This is a genomic window from Bradyrhizobium sp. Arg816 (assembly GCF_029989365.1).
In the GTDB taxonomy this organism is placed as follows: domain Bacteria; phylum Pseudomonadota; class Alphaproteobacteria; order Rhizobiales; family Xanthobacteraceae; genus Bradyrhizobium.
The window spans coordinates 123862-139456 of sequence record NZ_JAPRAQ010000014.1 but is presented as its reverse complement, the minus strand read 5'-3'; the positions used below and the strand labels follow the sequence as shown (position 1 = coordinate 139456).

Genomic DNA, 15595 nt, shown 5'->3' with positions numbered 1-15595 from the left:
CGTGCCAGCGCAAAAAGCTCAATGAAATCCGCCTTCGCGACGCCTGGCGCGGCCCGGGAACACCGGCAATTCATGCCGGTCGCGGCAGAAATTTCCGCCCACAGGAAGCACACCACCCCTGCATTGCCCGGCGGAGAGGCCCATGTTAGGCGAGCATCATCTTTCACGGCCGCCACGGGACACCGCGCCATGACCCAAGCCTTCACTCCCCGCCCCCTGGCCATCGCGCCCTCGATCCTCGCCTCGGACTTCTCCAAGCTCGGCGAAGAGGTGCGCGCGGTGGACGCGGCCGGCGCCGATTGGATCCATCTCGACGTGATGGACGGTCATTTCGTTCCCAACATCTCCTACGGCCCCGACGTCATCAAGGCGATGCGCCCGCACACCAAGAAGATATTCGACGCGCATCTGATGATCTCGCCCTGCGACCCCTATCTCGAGGCCTTCGCCAAAGCCGGCTGTGACCACATCACCGTGCATGCAGAAGCCGGTCCCCATCTGCACCGCTCGCTCCAGGCGATCCGCGCGCTCGGCAAGAAGGCCGGCGTCTCGCTCAATCCGGGCACGCCGATCAGCGTGCTCGAATACGTCATCGACCTCGTCGACCTCGTGCTGGTGATGTCGGTCAATCCGGGCTTCGGTGGCCAGGCCTTCATCCCCTCCGCGATCGGCAAGATCCGCGACATCCGCGCGATGACGGCGGGACGGCCGATCGACATCGAGGTCGATGGCGGCGTCGGTCCCGATGTCGCGGGTCCCCTGGCCGCGGCGGGCGCCAACGCCTTCGTCGCCGGCACCTCCGTGTTCAAGGGCGGCACGCAGGAAGCGTACAAGACCAACATCGCCGCGATCCGCAACGCCGCCGCAGGCGCACGCGGCGAAGCGATCTGAAGCGCAAGCAAGACATTCGCTGAAAAGCTGCGGATCTTGCGGGTGTTGCGGCCCGCAATGCCTAAAATTGCAACCTTGATCCGTACTCCTCCGGGCTTCCCTGATTCGTGCAAATCACCGCTAGTGATTCTTGCCTGTTTTCGCGGGAGCACATCATGACGACGACCCTGGTTTGGACTGGCGTGGCGTTGTGGCTTGGTTTCAGTGCGTTTGTTGTGTTTGGCCCATCGGCCGGACCGGCGAGGGTCCCGGCACGTTCGGCCCGCATCGTCCGTCGCGACTGGTACAGGGCCTGAGCCCATGCAGATCGCGCTCGTGAAGCGTCAAGCGAAGCGCAGGTGCCGCATCCCGCGACGCCCGCATCCTGACCTCGACTATTTCTTCGGTCGGCTCGAACGCACCGAAGGCGAGAGGCGCGACGACACCGGGCCCGAGATGGCGGACCCGGACCACCCGCTCCGGTCACCGCGCCGGCATTGAATTCTTTTCTGGACCACGCTCGATGAAACCGCACTGCCCGAACTGCCTGAAGGAAATGACCAAGGCATCCGCGTCGCGTAACCTCTTCAATTGCGAGCCCTGCCGCGAGATCATCCAGTATTTCGGCGGCGGCGCGGATCACGGCGAGCCCGGCCCGCAATTCTGCTGGCCGATCCGCCGCAAGCGCTCCGTCCACGCCGCCCGCGCGGCGTGATCTTTCCTAAAGCGCGATGAGATCGCGCTTTAGGTTCTTGTTTAAGCATGATCTTTTCGGAAAACCGCTTCGCACTTTTCCGGATCATGCTTTAGCCCCACACGACGCCGGCGTCTGGTTTCGCCGAAGCCATCCGCGGCGGCCGCACCACGGTGACGGTGCAGGCCGCCTCCGAGGCCACCTTGGCCGAGACGCTGCCGAGCAGCGTGCGGCGGAACGAGCTCTGTCGTGCGCCGATGATGACGTGGTCGACCTGATTGACCTCGGCGAATTCCAGCAGCGCCGCGGCGGGGTCGACGGCCTCCAGCACGTGAACCGACAGCCGGCTCTCATCCAGCTTGAGCGGCGTCGCCCAATGCCGGAGCGCGACCAGGCGGTCGATATGCTTGTTGGAGCCCTGCTCGTCGAGCCTCCGGTCGATCGCGATGCGGTTGAGCTTGAGCACGTTGACGCAGGCAAGCCGCGCCGAAGGCAGCGTCGCGAGAATGCGCTCGGTCGTCACGCGCAGCGCCTCGTTCAGCTCGCCCGCGCCTTCCACCGTGTCGAGCGCGACCGCGAGGATCGGGCTGGAGGCGATTTGCGCGGCCACGTCCGATTTCGCGCGTGGCGCCATGACGCCCAGGTTGAAGCGCCGCCGCCAGGCGACGCTCAAGGGGTCGCGCTTCAGCCGTTCCGAACGAGCAGTGAGCTTGACCTGTTCCGGATGAGCGAGATCGAAGGCGAGCTGGGACGCGGTCGGATAGCGCCACACCGGCTCGATCGCGAGACAGCGCAGCACCACCTCCTGAAGCCAGGGCGGATAGTCCGCGCGCAATTCGCGCGGCGGATGCGGATCGCGCCACAGCCGGCGACGCATCGCGCGCAGCGTCTCGCCCTCGCCGAAGGGACGCTCGCCGGTGGTGAAGAAATAGAGCAGCACACCCAGCGAAAACAGATCGCTGCGCGGATCGTCGCGTACCCCCAACAGCCGCTCGGGCGCCATGTAGGGCGCGGTGCCGTAAGGCAGGCGGAATTCTTCCTGCAACAGGTCGGGCAGATGGTTGTGGTGCGACAGGCCGTAATCGATCAGGACCGCCTCGCCGCTATCGCGGAACATGATGCTGCTCGGCTTGATGTCGTGATGGATCACGTTCTGCCGGTGCAGATCGGCCAGCGCGGCGGCGATCTTTGCGACGAGCTGCCGCGCCTCCTCGTACGGGAGCGGCAGGTCGGGCAGCCGCTTGTAGAGCGTGGTCCCGGGAATGCGCTCGATCACGGCGTAGGCCTGGTGCGCGAAGTCGCCGGTGCCGAAACACGAGGGCACGTGCGGCCCGGCGAGCCGCGGCAAGATCATCATCTCCATCTCGAACGAGACGATCGCGGCGGGGTCCTCGCCCTCCGACACCCGCGGAATCTTCATCAGCAGCGGCACGTCGATGCCGGGATGGGTGACGGTCCACAGCGTCGCCATGCCGCCGGCATGGACGCATTCGCCGATGGTGTAGCCGTCAATCTCGGCGCCTGATTTGACCAGGGGTTGCGGCATCGGCCTCTAGCGTCCCTGCAACAGCCGGTCGGCGAGCCAGGGCGGCAGGCCGTTCTCGCGAATCTTGTTCGCCGCGCTCGCGATGTCGTAGGGCGCGCGGCAATAGGTGATCTGGCACGACACGGTGTCGAACAGCACGAAGGCTGCGGATGGATCGCCATCGCGAGGCTGGCCGACCGACCCGAGCACGACCAGCCATTGCCGCCCGCGCAAGAGCGGCACGGAAACATCAGTCTTGGGCACGAGGCTCGTCATCTTCGCCGTCACCGACATCGAATAGAGCGCCGGGCGATGGATGTGGCCGCAGAAGGTGACATGGGCGGGCGTCGATATCAGGCTCTTGGCGGCATCCGCCGTCGAACGGACATAGTGCCAGCGCTGCGGGCTCGAGGCTTCCGAGTGGACGTAAAGGCGCTCCTTCTCATCCACCAGCATCGGCAGCTCGGCGAGGAACCGCCGTTGCGCGACGTCGAGCCGCCCGCGCGTCCATTCGATCGCGATCTGCGCCTCCGCATTCATGGCTTCGGTCGTGGTGTTGACCGCCTCGTCATGATTGCCGCGGACGGCGATGGCGCCCTCCCGGACCAGACCCATCACGGTATCCACGACCCATTCCGGATCGGCGCCATAGCCGACGAAATCGCCGAGCAGGACAAACCGCTCCGCGCCCTTCGCGCGGGCAAGCTTCAGGCAGGCCTCGAACGCCTGCCGGTTGCCGTGGATATCCGAGAAGACAGCGAGAAGCACGCACCCTCCACCCCAAAGGTCTTATCGGAAGCCGATAAGGCCAAATTGAGAGACGTCAAGAAGATGCGCCAGTGCGGGTGCGTTTTCCAGCTTGCCCCTGTCGCGATGGTGAAGAGCCTATTGCTCGTCCTTCGGCGGCATCCTGGGCGGCGGAATCGGGGTGAACACCGCGCCTTGCGCGCCGGCGGGTGGTGCCAGGAATTCGCCGGTCGAGGAATCGCCGCCGCTGGTCTCCAGAATGGTCTTGGGCGTCACATATTCCCGGACCATGTCGATGAGGCTGCCATCGCCGCCGCCGAAATCGGCGGCGCGGCCGCCTTGCGGATGTCCCAGCGCGATTTCGTTCTCCGCCGCATGGGTCTTGTCGGCCAGCCTGTCATTGTAGGGTACACGAAAGGCGCGCGGGATGCCGCTCGGGCGATTGTCCTCGTCGAGCTGCTCGACCCAGAGATAGATCGAGCCGGGATCGCCTTCCAGCGAATGCGGCTCGACGATGCGGGCCTTCAGCAGCTTGAAGGTGGCGGGCAGCCGGTCGGCGCTGGCCCAGCCGAGCAGCCCGCGCATCTCGGTGAAGCTGACGACATAGAAGGCGCTGGTCACGACCACCGCAACCGCCTTCAGCGCCCAGTGCAGCCGCGCATAGACCAGCACGACCAGCAGCAGCGCGCCGATAACGGCGTAGGCCACCGACAGCGTGAGGATGACCGTCTGCAGGCTAGTCACGGCGCACCCTCACAGCGTTCTTGCTCACCCCCGTCCGCGGGTCGAGATCGGCGCCGTTGCGCCAGCTGCTGCGGAACGTCTCCAGCAGCGATTTCGGCCGCTGGTCCACATTGACCACTTTGCCCTCGGCATCGAGCCGGAACCGCACCGCGGTCTTCTCGTCGCCGGTGTGATCGAGCGTGAATTTATTGTCGAAAACCACCTGCGCGGTCGGATTGAGCTTCTGCACCTTCACATTGGCCTGGACCGGTTCGCCGGTCGTTGCCACGAAATGCGAGACATTCACGGTGTATTCGCCGGCGACGATGCCGCGGACGGTGACGATCTCCTCGCGGATTGGCGAGGCGATCTTCTTGCCGTTGACCATGATGAAGTCGTTGGCCCCGCCACGGTCGTCGCGATCGAGCGTGAGGAAGCCGGCTTCGCGGTGGCGATACCAGGCGATGTTGCCGGCGGGATCCTGCACGAACAGGTCGAGATCGTCTGGATGGCTGTCCGGCCAGTCCAGCGTGATCATGAACTCGGCCTTGGAATCGATCTTGCCGTCCTTGGCATCGGGCGACACCGCGAGGAGCGCGAGGAAGAACAGGAAGGCGATCACCTGGAGCGCCTTGAACAGCATTACGCCGAGCGGATCGAAAGGCTCCTCGCGCGGATAGAGACCGAAATCATCCATCATGACGCGGTTCCAGCGCCTTTGCGCTCCAGCACCGGCGTCACATAGGTCTCGGTCAGTACCACGGCGTCCGAGAACACCCGCTGGGTCGCGGCATCCAGCATGTAATACTGGATGCGGACCAGGATCGAGCCGACGAGGCCCGCCAGCGTGGTGTACATCGCGACCGCCATGCCGTCGCTCATCAGCCCCATCGAGGAGCGCATCGCGACCTTGTCGGCGGCATCCAGCCCCGCGATCGGCGCCAGCATGATGATGAAGCCGATGATGGTGCCGAGCAGGCCGAGCTTCATCAGCGTGTCCGAGACGAAGGCACCGAAGCCGTTGGAGCCGCGCAGCCGGTCGGCCAGCGTTCGCAGCAGCAGCGTCTGGTCGACCGCCCGGTAGTCCTGCGCGGACGCTTTCGTCACGAGGCTCTCGATGTGGTCCCGCACCAGCCCGCGCGGCAGCGCGGCCGCGCTGCCGTCGAGCACCTTGCTGCCCCCGGGCGCCGCGAGCACCGCCCGGCAGCGCCGCGCCGCCGCGCCTTCACGGGCGATGGCCCGTGTCCGCAGGAAGCAGTGGCCGCAGGTGACGACATAGAGCAGCGCGATCACGCTGGAAATGTAGGTGCGATCCGAGGTCAGCATCAGACGGATCAGGCCGAAGCGCCACAGCAGCACGACGGCGAAGATCGACAGCCCGGTGAAGATCATCCAGAACAGCAGCGCGCTGCGCTCGGAAGGATCGGCTGCAGACCCCGCGATCGGTCCAATCGTCATCGAACTCATGCTGCACTGCTCCTGGCTTGCAGGGTTTGGCCTGCAACGATTCCACCCCGATTAGATCAAAGCCGCCGCGCGCGGTCCAAAGAGCCATGCCCAATCCAGCTTGGGAAATTTGCCCGAGCTGCAGTCCGGCCCAAACCCCGCAATTGGCAAGGCGCGGCGGCGTTGTTAGGCTGACCTTACCAAACGTTGAGGGTGATCGCATGCGCCTCGTGCTTCAGCTTGTCGCCCGTCTGCTTCTCATCGTCGCGCTCTGCCTTGGCGCTGCGACCGTCTGGGCCACGTTCGACGCCTATCGCAGCGTCGACCGGGCGACCGCGGCCTCGGCGCAGCGGGTCGCGCAGGCGCTTCAGGCCCTGTACTGGCACGAGTTCTTGTTGCGCAGCAGCAGAACGCGCGAGCAGCTCTTGCCGGTTCCGGAGTGGCGCACCCTGGAGACGATGAAGCTGATCTCGCCCGGCGTCTGCGTCGAGTTCCAGCCGGCCATCGCATTCGAAAGACCGCTCTGCGGCCAGAGCGCGGGGCTCGGCAAGACGCCGCCGCACTGGTTCACCGCGATCGTACCGATCTTCCTCGGCAGCCACGCCGAAGTGATAAGGCCGGTCAGTCCCCGCGCGGCAGCCGCCGGAACGGTCGTCGCGACGCCGGATGCCGCAGCGGCCATCTCGCTTGCCTGGGAGTATCTCCTCAACGTGGTCGATGTCGCGCTGCTGATGGCGGCGGCGATCGCACTGCTGGCGTCGCTCGCCATCGCACACGCGCTGGCGCCGGCGCGCACCATCGTCACCGCGCTCCAGCGCATGGCGCGGGGCCAGTATCGCACGAAACTGCCGCGCTTCCGCTCCATGGAGCTGGCGATGATCGGCAGCGCCGTCGGCGAGCTCGGCGGCCGGCTGGAGGAAGCCACCGAACAGCGCGCGGCGCTGACAAGGCGGCTGATCGAGATCCGTGACGACGAACGCCGCGCGCTCGCCCGCGAGCTGCACGACGAGTTCGGCCAAAATCTCTCCGCCATCCTCGCCTTCGCCAACACGATCGAGACGGCCAGCGCGAAGGAGAGCAAGGATAACGGAATCGCGCAGGACGCGCGCATGATCTCGCAGGCCACCCATCATCTGATGGCCTCGCTGCGCGATGCGCTCAAACGCCTGCGCAATCCCCTGCCCGAGGAGCTCGGGCTCGAGGCCAGCCTCGTCAATTTGGTGGACAGCTGGCGCTCGCAAAGCGCAGCGCAGCCGACCATCCGGCTCGATCTCAGGGGCGACCTCACCGACATCAGCGGCCCGGCCGCCACCACCGCCTATCGCGTGGCGCAGGAATGCCTGACCAACGCACTGCGCCACAGCTCGGCGCGTGAGATCTCCTTGCGCATCGAGCGGCGCGCCGGTGACGACGACGCGTTGCTGATCCGTGTCGAGGACGACGGCGGCGGCGATGCCGCACGCGTGGCGCAGTCGACCGGCTTCGGCCTCACCGGCATCCGCGAGCGGGTCGCGGCGGCCGGCGGATCGCTCTCGATCCTGCCTGCGCGAGGAGGCCTCAGCGTCGCCGCCACCATTCCGCTCGCAGCGTGAGGCCGACATGAGCGAGGTTGCGGCAACAGGCATCTCCGTGCTGCTGGTCGACGACCATCCGATCGTGCGGCAAGGCTACCGGCGCGTGCTGGAGAGCCAGGGCGATCTCCATGTCGTGGCGGAGGCCGACAACGCGGCCGATGCCTACGGCGCCTTCAAGGCGCACGACCCTGATGTCGTCTTGCTGGATATCTCGATGCCCGGCGCGAGCGGGCTGGAGGCGATCCGCAACATCCGCGCGCGCAGCCCGCGGGCACGCATCCTCGTCTTCACCATGCACAACGAAGCCGTGCTGGTGAAAGCCGCCTTCAGCGCCGGTGCCAGCGGCTTCGTCACCAAAAGCAGCGAACCCTCCGCGGTCGTCACCGCGATCCGCAGCGTTGCGCGCGGCGAGCGCGCCATGAGCGACGACATCGCGCATATCCTGGCCGAGGACAGCCTGTCGGCGGGCTCGGCGCTGGACCAACTGGGTGAGCGCGAGATCGAGATCCTGCGCCAATTCGCCGGCGGCGCGACGACCGAGCAGATCGCGGCGCATCTCAATCTCAGCGTCAAGACGGTGCAGAACTATCACTATTTGATCAAGACCAAGACCGGCGCGCGCACCGATGCACAGCTCGTGCGGCTGGCAGCGAGCTGCGGGCTGACGCGAATCTAGAGCTTGGCGGCTGGACGCCTATCTGGTTCCGGCCGGCCGCCCCAACGAAGGTCTCCAGTCGCTCTCAGATTGTGCTAGGCTCGATCGTCTTCGAAGCCGCCCTCGTTCCCCCGTTGTATGCCTTGCACGACAACAGGAGACGCTTCCATGAACATCAGGGACAGTCTTCTTGCCGTACTGATCGCCTTCAACGTTGTCGCGATCGGAACCACCGAGAGCGCAGCAGCCGAGGCGAAAGACCAGATCACCATTCTTTATGACGCCTTCGGCACGAATGACGCGATGACAAAGGACTGGGGTTTTTCCGCCCTTGTCGAAGTCGCGGGAAAACGCATGTTGTTCGACACGGGTAACGACCCCGAAATCTTCGCGGCAAACGTGAAGGCCAGGGGTGTCAACCTTTCGGACCTCGACTTTGTCGTTCTTTCGCACCGCCACTCCGATCATATGGCGGGTTTGTCCTACGTCCTGAGCGTCAATCCGACCGTCAAGATCTACGCGCCGAAGGAAGGATTTGGCATCTACGGCTCTTCACTGCCTTCCGGCTTCTTCCGGAAAGACGAGGCCTTGCCGCCGGAGATGCGGTACTACGGAGGTAAGCCCCCAGCGGTGATAAAGTCCGGCTCGGCATGGGCCAACGCAAACTTCGAACTGATCGATCAAACGACCGAGATTGCTCCTGGCATCACGCTGATTTCGCTGATCTCCGACGCGCCCGGGACAAGAGAGCTCAAGGAGCTGTCTTTGGCCGTCAACACCGCAGAAGGCGTAGTCCTTCTGGTCGGTTGTTCGCACCCCGGGATCGAGCGCATTGTCGAAGCGGCGACCGGTATCAATCCCAGGATTCATCTCATCGCAGGCGGATTTCATCTGGTCGTGGCGCCTGACGATGCAATCGCGAAAGTCGTTACCGCTCTGAAGGACAGGTTCAAGGTCGAAGCCGTAGCACCGGGACATTGCACCGGTGAGCCGACTTTTGCCGCGCTCAAGAAGGCGTTCGGCGACAGCTATCTCTATGCCGGCCTCGGCACGTCGATTCCGGTTGGAACGAGTGGGAATGTCCGACGCGGGGGAGGTCCGACGCTTGACGACCTTGCGACATATCGGAAACTGGCCGGGCGCGAAGACCCGTTCGGCATATTGCGGTCGCGCAGCCAGCGGTCGGGATCCGCGCTCTAGCGCGGCGGCGCGCAGTTCGCACCTTTATCCAGCGCTTGAGGCGAGCGGAATGGAACCGACACCGTCGCGCTTTGGTTAGCAGCAGAGTGAAGGAGTTGCGCCATGAGTAAGGCCATCCACCGAACGGTCGTCGATCCTCCGCTCCTCACCGTGGGTGAGCTCATCGACGAACTCTGCCGCTTGCCAGATACGGCCGTCGTCCACTTCCGCTGCCCCGCGCTCGATCAGGAGCTTACATTCTACCGCATTCGGAAGCGGTCGAAGGACGCTGTCGAAATCGCGGTGAACACATATCCGGAGAGCCCGCCGGTTGTCCCATCTTCCAACGGAAGGCAATCGACCCTCTCGCCTCCCCTTCGCGAGGAGGCCCTGCTGCGCAAGGCGAAGGGCTGAATCGGCGGTTGCGCGTTTTGGAGGGAGCGTGTCGGTCTAGGCCGCCTTCAATCCGCGCAGCACCAGCCCCAGGGTGGCATCGACACGGGCGGGCAGATCGGCATCCTTCCACTCGTCGGCATGGGCCGGATGGTGGAAGCGGACGGTGGCATCGAAGATGGCGCGGGCGGTGGCCTTGACGTCGCCCACCTCGAACACGCCCTGCTTCACGCCGTCGGTCAGGATCGACGCGATCTGGTCGATCATGGTATCCTTGTGGCACTTGACGGCGGCGCAGGCCTCGCGCGCCAGCGTCAGATAGGTGTCGAACATCTCGGGATCGTCGAGCACGCGCGAGCGCTTGGCGGCGAACAGCGTGCGCAGCCAGCGGTCGAGCCTGACAGGCGCCGGCCCCTGCTCCTCGGCGATCGCCAGCAACGGCGCATCGATGCGATCCAGCCAGCGCTTGGCGACGGCCTCGCGTAGCGAGGCCTTGCTCGGGAAATGGCGATAGACGCTGCCGTGGCTCACATCGAGCGCACGAGCAACGTCAACCACGGTGGCCTTGGCAAGTCCGTAGCGCCGCAGAACGTCCTCGGTGACTTCGAGGATCCGCTCCGGCGTCAGTACAACGGCTTCATTCATGCCAGCACCTTGTTCCCGTTCAGGGTTCACCCGGCGATGGAGCTGCTTCCGAAGCGCCCGTGCCGGTCGTTTCGGAAAGCTCTCGCCTTAATGAGGCAGTTTTGCAGCCTGCGCCGCGATCTGGCGCGCAACCAGTAAATTGAGCCAATGCCCAATCGTTCCGGTGAAGTTGATGATTTCGGTCGTCATTGTCTTAAGTCTCCATTCGTCCGCGGTCCCCACCGCCGAATTACGTCCCGCGATCCGCAAATGTTTCGGACCTCGGGCTCCCCGGGCGGGTCACCGCGGGACGCCCAACCGGAGCGTCCGAGAACGGATATACACGTCTCGCTGACAGATTTCAATATCTGTCAGTCAATGATCCGTGATTGACAGTTAATTTTTGTGGGCGGCGTCTCCTCAGCCTGGGCTAGTTCCGGGGGCGGTGGATAGCTCGCCGATCCCCCTCGCCCGGGGTCCAGATCGTTTGTTTCGCCCTGCCCGCTCTGCTAAATCACGGCGTAAAAAGCATTTTGGCCGGTCGCCGCCCCCCTTGGGCCGCCCGCCCACCTTCCTGGAGCAGTCTGATGATCCCCCGCTATACCCGCCCGGAAATGGCCTCGATCTGGGAGCCGCAGACCCGGTTCAAGATCTGGTTCGAGATCGAGGCGCACGCGGCGGACGCCCTCGCCGAGCTCGGAACGATCCCCAAGGAGGCCGCCAAAACGGTCTGGGCCAAGGCCAAGGACGCCACTTTCGACGTCGCCCGCATCGATGAGATCGAGCGCGAGACCAAGCACGACGTCATCGCCTTCCTGACCCACCTTGCCGAAATCGTCGGCCCCGAGGCGCGCTTCGTACACCAGGGCATGACGTCCTCGGACGTGCTCGACACCTGCCTCAACGTCCAGCTCACCCGCGCCGCCGACCTCCTGCTCGCCGATCTCGACAAGGTGCTGGCCGCGCTGAAGAAGCGCGCCTTCGAGCACAAGATGACGCCGACCATCGGCCGCAGCCACGGCATCCACGCCGAGCCGGTCACCTTCGGCCTCAAGCTCGCTTATGCCTATGCCGAATTCTCGCGCGCCAAGGAGCGCCTGATCGCGGCGCGCAAGGAAGTTGCGACCTGCGCCATCTCCGGCGCCGTCGGCACCTTCGCGCAGATCGACCCGCGCGTCGAAGAGCACGTCGCCAAGGCGATGGGCCTCGTCCCCGAGCCGATCTCCACTCAGGTCATCCCGCGCGACCGCCACGCGATGTATTTCTCGACGCTTGGCGTGATCGCCTCCTCGGTCGAGCGCCTTGCCGTGGAGATCCGCCACATGCAGCGCACCGAGGTGCTGGAGGCCGAAGAGTTCTTCTCGGAAGGCCAGAAGGGCTCGTCTGCGATGCCGCACAAGCGCAACCCGGTGCTGTCGGAAAACCTCACCGGCCTCTCCCGCATGGTCCGCGCCTATGTGACCCCGGCCCTGGAGAACGTCGTGCTCTGGCACGAGCGCGACATCTCGCACTCCTCCGCCGAGCGCATGATGGGCCCGGATGCGACCGTGACGCTCGACTTCGCGCTGGTGCGCCTCGCCGGCCTGATCGACAAGCTGCTGGTGTACCCCGCCAACATGCAGAAGAACCTCGACCGCCTCGGCGGCCTCGTGCATTCGCAGCGCGTGCTGCTGGCGCTGACCCAGAAGGGCGCAAGCCGCGAGGACGCCTACAAGCTGGTGCAGCGCAACGCGATGCCGGTCTGGCGTGGCGAAGGCGACTTCCTCCAGCTCCTGAAGAAGGACACTGAAGTGAAGAAGTATCTCACCGACGCCGAGATCGAGGAGCAGTTCGACCTCGGCTACCACCTCAAGCATGTCGACACGATCTTCAAGCGCGTGTTCGGCGAGAGCTGAGCGCGCGTCCGCAGAAGCTGCCGGGTGGTTAGCCGCAAGCATCACCCACCATTCCTCGTGACACGGCGGTGGGTTACGCTACGCTGACCCACCCCACGAACAAGAAACGGATCCCCTCATGCCCATCGTCAATCGCGTTGCCGCCCTCTCCGACGAAATGGCCGCCTGGCGCCATGACTTCCATGAGAACCCGGAGCTGCTCTACGAGGTCCATCGCACCGCCGGCATCGTCGCCGATCGCTTGCGCGAATTCGGCTGCGACGAGGTGGTGACCGGCATCGGCCGCACCGGCGTCGTCGGCGTGATCCGCGGCCGCAAGTCTGCCTCCGGCAAGACCATCGGGCTGCGTGCCGACATGGACGCGCTGCCGATCATGGAGACGTCGGGCGTCGCCTACGCCTCCAAGGTCCCCGGCAAGATGCACGCCTGCGGCCATGACGGCCACACCGCCATGCTGCTCGGTGCCGCCAAATATCTCGCCGAGACGCGCAATTTCGACGGCACCGCGATCATGATCTTCCAGCCTGCGGAAGAAGGCGGCGGCGGCGGCAAGGCGATGGTCGAGGACGGCTTGATGACGCGCTGGAACATCCAGGAGGTCTACGGCATGCACAACATGCCGGGCCTGCCCGAGGGCCATTTCGCGACCACGCCCGGCGCGATGCTGGCCTCCTCCGACAACATCCAGATCATCGTCCACGGCAAGGGCGGCCACGCCGGCGCCGGTCCGCACAAATCCGTCGACAGCGTGCTGATCGGCTCGCAGATCGTCAACGCGCTGCAGTCGATCGTCGCGCGCAACGTCGACCCGCTGAAGTCCGCTGTCATCTCGATCACCCAATTCCACTCCGGCACGGCCTTCAACATCATCCCTGAAGTCGCCGAACTCGGCGGCACCGTCCGCACGCTCGATCCTGAAGTGCGCGATCTCGTCGAGCGCCGCATCGGCGAGGTCGCCGAGAGCGTCGCCCGTGCCTATGGCGGCTCGGCCGAGACCAAGTACTCGCGGATGTATCCGGTGACGATGAACCATGCGCGCGAGGCCGGCCTCGCCGCCGACGTCGCCCGCGACATCGTCGGTGCCGAGCGCGTCAACGACAAGTTCATACCGATGATGGGCGCCGAGGACTTCTCGTTCATGCTGGAAGCACGTCCCGGCGCGATGATCCTGGTCGGCATGGGCGACGGCAACGAGTGCCATCACCCGGCCTATGTCTTCAACGACAACATCCTCGGCCACGGCGCCTCCTACTGGGCGCGCCTGGTGGAGACGCGGATGCCGGCGGGCTAGCGCCGCTTCGCAGCAGCCGTGGCCCAGGCGACATTCCCGCCAAAGGGCCACGCCACGCGGAGCCCGTCATCGGGCCGCAGAGCGTTGCCCCGTCGGCTCATCCGCCTCCAGAAGGCGAGATGCGGTCTCGTCTGACGCGAGAGGCAGGGTGAACTGGAAGAAGGCGCCCCGCGGCTCGTTTGCGCCGGCCCACATCCGCCCGCCATGTGCTTCGATGATCGAGCGGCAGATGGCGAGACCCATTCCCATGCCTGTGGGCTTGGTGGTGTAGAAGGCTTCGAACAGGCGGTCCACATTCTTCGGATCCAGCCCCGGACCGGAATCCCGCAGGGTGACGTGGACGCCGTCCGATCCAACCCGACCGGTGCTGATCAGCAACTCCCGTCCCCCCTCGCCGACCGCGGCCATCGCCTCGATCGCGTTGACGATCAGGTTGAGCACCACTTGCTGAAGTTGAACCCGATCGGCCTGAATGGGCGGCAAGCCCTCGGCAAATTGGGTTCGCACCGAGACGCCGTTCTTGAACGCCTCGCTGCGTGTCAGCGCGATGACCTCAAGCACCGCCGGGTTGATCTCCAGGGCCTCCTTTTGCGGGGGCGCGTTCCTGATCAACGCCCGGATCCGGCCGATGATGTCGCCGGCTCGCATGCCGTCACCGGTGATCCAGTCGAAGGTCTGTCGAACCCGCTCCAGATTTGGCGGTTGCGCCCCCAGCCAACTGACCCCGGCCTCGGCGTTCGCCACGATCGCCGCGATCGGCTGGTTGACTTCATGGGCGATCGAAGCGGTCAGTTGTCCCATCGTGGTGACGCGATTGGCGTGCGCGAGCTCCATCAGCGCTTCACGGTAGCGCCGCTCGTGTTCGCGGCCTTCGGCTTCCGCCCGCTTGAGAGCCGTCAGATCAAGGACAAAGCCGACGCCATGATCCGTACCTTCTCCGAACATGGTCCCGCCGATCAGCACCGGAACACGGCCTCCGTCCTTCCGCACATACTCCTTCTCGAATGGCTGGGCCGTCCCGACCCGCTTCAGTTCCGCCACGGTCTGCAAATCGCGGTCGCGCCATTCCGGTGGCGTGAGGTCGGTCCGATGCAAGCGCCCTGCGGTGAGATCTTCCCGGTCGTATCCCACGATACGGAGGAAGGCATCGTTGGCTTCGAGAATGCGCCCCCCGACTTCCCAGATGATGATGCCGATGATGTTGGCATCGAACAGGCGCCTGATCTTGATATCCCGTGCTGCAACATCACTCTGGAGCTGGATGTTCTGCTCGGTCGCCTCCCGCCGCCGTTTCGCTTCGAGCCGTGCGAGCGCCAGCGCGGCTGCGGCCAGCGCGACGACGAGGACGACGGCGCCGGCGATCAGCCAGGTCCAGCGTTGCTCGAATGCTTCGGCGCGCGCCTCCCGGTCGGCGAGCCGAAAGCGCTCGTGATCCACCATCTGGTCGATTTGCGAGCGGACCTCGTCCATGCTGCGGATCATTGCGAGCGCGGCCATCCCGGACGTGCCGGCCGTCTTCAGCAGCTCGTCGATCTCGCGCAGCGTGGCTGTAACGGTCAGCGCCAGATGTCCGGCCCGAAGGCCCTGCAACGGATCGTCCGCGACCAGCGTCTGCAGCGCCTGAGCCTCCCGCCGTACACTTTCGTCAGAGACGCCGTAGGCCTTGAGATAGGCGGGGTCGAGGGTCATGAGATACCCGCGCCTTTCAGTGTCCAGTTCCGCGACGATGGCCCGCAGCCGATCGAGCGTTTCGAGGATCTGGCGGCTATGCTCGATGAAGTGATGAGCGGCTTGCCGCTCCTGCCAATATTGCAGGCCGAGGAAGCTGGTCGCGGCAAACAGGGTCACAAGCACTGCGACCGCAAGGATCAGCGGACGAGCAAACCATCGCAGAGGCAGGGCCCGAACAGGAACGGACATTGGCCGTAGGTCTTCGATGCTCGTGTGACCGCGCGTGTTCTGGTGCCGACGCCAGAGCA

The 15595-nt window shown here is 65.2% G+C and carries 15 protein-coding genes; 8 read left to right on the top strand and 7 right to left on the bottom strand.

The window, feature by feature from the left end:
• The first annotated feature begins 189 nt into the window (after positions 1-189).
• Together rpe and OWC48_RS29515 are read left to right on the top strand one after the other, a co-directional pair.
• Positions 190-891, top strand: coding sequence for a ribulose-phosphate 3-epimerase (rpe, locus tag OWC48_RS29520; protein WP_135215441.1), 702 nt, complete (start codon positions 190-192; stop codon positions 889-891).
• A gap of 502 nt (positions 892-1393) precedes the next feature.
• Positions 1394-1585 (top strand): hypothetical protein, encoded by a 192-nt coding sequence (locus tag OWC48_RS29515; protein ID WP_282523140.1) that lies wholly within the window; start codon positions 1394-1396, stop codon positions 1583-1585.
• 91 nt (positions 1586-1676) lie between these two features.
• On the opposite strand, the gene OWC48_RS29510 is transcribed toward OWC48_RS29515, so the two are convergent.
• From OWC48_RS29510 to OWC48_RS29490, 5 genes are all read right to left on the bottom strand, one after another.
• Positions 1677-3110 carry a bifunctional serine/threonine-protein kinase/universal stress protein gene (locus OWC48_RS29510; RefSeq protein ID WP_282523139.1) on the bottom strand — a complete coding sequence of 478 codons (1434 nt, stop codon included), beginning with the start codon at positions 3108-3110 and terminating at the stop codon, positions 1677-1679.
• A 6-nt stretch (positions 3111-3116) separates the two neighbouring features.
• Entirely contained in the window at positions 3117-3857 is a 741-nt protein-coding gene (locus OWC48_RS29505; protein WP_282523138.1) for a metallophosphoesterase family protein, read from the bottom strand.
• A 117-nt stretch (positions 3858-3974) separates the two neighbouring features.
• Positions 3975-4580, bottom strand: coding sequence for a hypothetical protein (locus tag OWC48_RS29500; protein WP_282523137.1), 606 nt, complete (start codon positions 4578-4580; stop codon positions 3975-3977).
• Positions 4573-5259, bottom strand: a complete 687-nt coding sequence (locus OWC48_RS29495; protein ID WP_135215437.1) for a hypothetical protein — start codon at positions 5257-5259, stop codon at positions 4573-4575. Before OWC48_RS29495 ends, OWC48_RS29500 begins: the two co-directional genes overlap by 8 nt.
• On the bottom strand, positions 5256-6026 hold the full coding sequence (locus OWC48_RS29490) for a MotA/TolQ/ExbB proton channel family protein (protein WP_212487398.1): 771 nt from the start codon (positions 6024-6026) through the stop codon (positions 5256-5258). The genes OWC48_RS29495 and OWC48_RS29490 overlap by 4 nt, the downstream gene beginning before the upstream one ends.
• Positions 6027-6226: 200 nt before the next feature.
• Between OWC48_RS29490 and OWC48_RS29485 the strand changes: the two genes are divergently transcribed.
• The 4 genes from OWC48_RS29485 (at position 6227) to OWC48_RS29470 (ending at position 9827) form a co-directional block, all read left to right on the top strand.
• The gene (locus OWC48_RS29485) at positions 6227-7597 is read left to right on the top strand and encodes a sensor histidine kinase (RefSeq protein WP_282523136.1); all 1371 of its coding nucleotides are present in this window, start codon (positions 6227-6229) and stop codon (positions 7595-7597) included.
• Positions 7598-7604: 7 nt separating this feature from the next.
• Positions 7605-8255, top strand: coding sequence for a response regulator transcription factor (locus OWC48_RS29480; RefSeq protein ID WP_028158452.1), 651 nt, complete (start codon positions 7605-7607; stop codon positions 8253-8255).
• A gap of 147 nt (positions 8256-8402) precedes the next feature.
• Positions 8403-9434 (top strand): MBL fold metallo-hydrolase, encoded by a 1032-nt coding sequence (locus tag OWC48_RS29475; RefSeq protein ID WP_282523135.1) that lies wholly within the window; start codon positions 8403-8405, stop codon positions 9432-9434.
• A 102-nt stretch (positions 9435-9536) separates the two neighbouring features.
• Complete coding sequence (locus OWC48_RS29470) at positions 9537-9827, top strand: hypothetical protein (RefSeq protein ID WP_282523134.1); 291 nt, start codon at positions 9537-9539, stop codon at positions 9825-9827.
• A gap of 36 nt (positions 9828-9863) precedes the next feature.
• Here the strand turns inward: OWC48_RS29470 and OWC48_RS29465 are convergent, their stop codons facing one another.
• Positions 9864-10451, bottom strand: a complete 588-nt coding sequence (locus tag OWC48_RS29465; RefSeq protein WP_282523133.1) for a TetR family transcriptional regulator — start codon at positions 10449-10451, stop codon at positions 9864-9866.
• Between the two features lie 566 nt (positions 10452-11017).
• Here OWC48_RS29465 and purB point away from each other — a divergent pair.
• Together purB and OWC48_RS29455 are read left to right on the top strand one after the other, a co-directional pair.
• A complete protein-coding gene (gene purB, locus OWC48_RS29460; protein WP_282523132.1) occupies positions 11018-12325 on the top strand; it encodes an adenylosuccinate lyase in 1308 nt (435 codons plus the stop codon).
• A 118-nt stretch (positions 12326-12443) separates the two neighbouring features.
• Positions 12444-13616 carry a M20 aminoacylase family protein gene (locus tag OWC48_RS29455; protein WP_282523131.1) on the top strand — a complete coding sequence of 391 codons (1173 nt, stop codon included), beginning with the start codon at positions 12444-12446 and terminating at the stop codon, positions 13614-13616.
• Between the two features lie 66 nt (positions 13617-13682).
• Here the strand turns inward: OWC48_RS29455 and OWC48_RS29450 are convergent, their stop codons facing one another.
• The gene (locus tag OWC48_RS29450; RefSeq protein ID WP_282523130.1) at positions 13683-15536 is read right to left on the bottom strand and encodes an ATP-binding protein; all 1854 of its coding nucleotides are present in this window, start codon (positions 15534-15536) and stop codon (positions 13683-13685) included.
• Positions 15537-15595: the final 59 nt, after the last annotated feature.

Coding starts and splice junctions, on each gene's coding strand:
- OWC48_RS29450 (WP_282523130.1), bottom strand. CDS start 15,536: ATGTCCGTTCCTGTTCGGGCCCTGCCTCTGCGATGGTTTGCTCGTCCG.
- purB (WP_282523132.1), top strand. CDS start 11,018: ATGATCCCCCGCTATACCCGCCCGGAAATGGCCTCGATCTGGGAGCCG.
- OWC48_RS29515 (WP_282523140.1), top strand. CDS start 1,394: ATGAAACCGCACTGCCCGAACTGCCTGAAGGAAATGACCAAGGCATCC.
- OWC48_RS29485 (WP_282523136.1), top strand. CDS start 6,227: ATGCGCCTCGTGCTTCAGCTTGTCGCCCGTCTGCTTCTCATCGTCGCG.
- OWC48_RS29490 (WP_212487398.1), bottom strand. CDS start 6,026: ATGAGTTCGATGACGATTGGACCGATCGCGGGGTCTGCAGCCGATCCT.
- rpe (WP_135215441.1), top strand. CDS start 190: ATGACCCAAGCCTTCACTCCCCGCCCCCTGGCCATCGCGCCCTCGATC.
- OWC48_RS29470 (WP_282523134.1), top strand. CDS start 9,537: ATGAGTAAGGCCATCCACCGAACGGTCGTCGATCCTCCGCTCCTCACC.
- OWC48_RS29510 (WP_282523139.1), bottom strand. CDS start 3,110: ATGCCGCAACCCCTGGTCAAATCAGGCGCCGAGATTGACGGCTACACC.
- OWC48_RS29495 (WP_135215437.1), bottom strand. CDS start 5,259: ATGATGGATGATTTCGGTCTCTATCCGCGCGAGGAGCCTTTCGATCCG.
- OWC48_RS29465 (WP_282523133.1), bottom strand. CDS start 10,451: ATGAATGAAGCCGTTGTACTGACGCCGGAGCGGATCCTCGAAGTCACC.
- OWC48_RS29455 (WP_282523131.1), top strand. CDS start 12,444: ATGCCCATCGTCAATCGCGTTGCCGCCCTCTCCGACGAAATGGCCGCC.
- OWC48_RS29475 (WP_282523135.1), top strand. CDS start 8,403: ATGAACATCAGGGACAGTCTTCTTGCCGTACTGATCGCCTTCAACGTT.
- OWC48_RS29480 (WP_028158452.1), top strand. CDS start 7,605: ATGAGCGAGGTTGCGGCAACAGGCATCTCCGTGCTGCTGGTCGACGAC.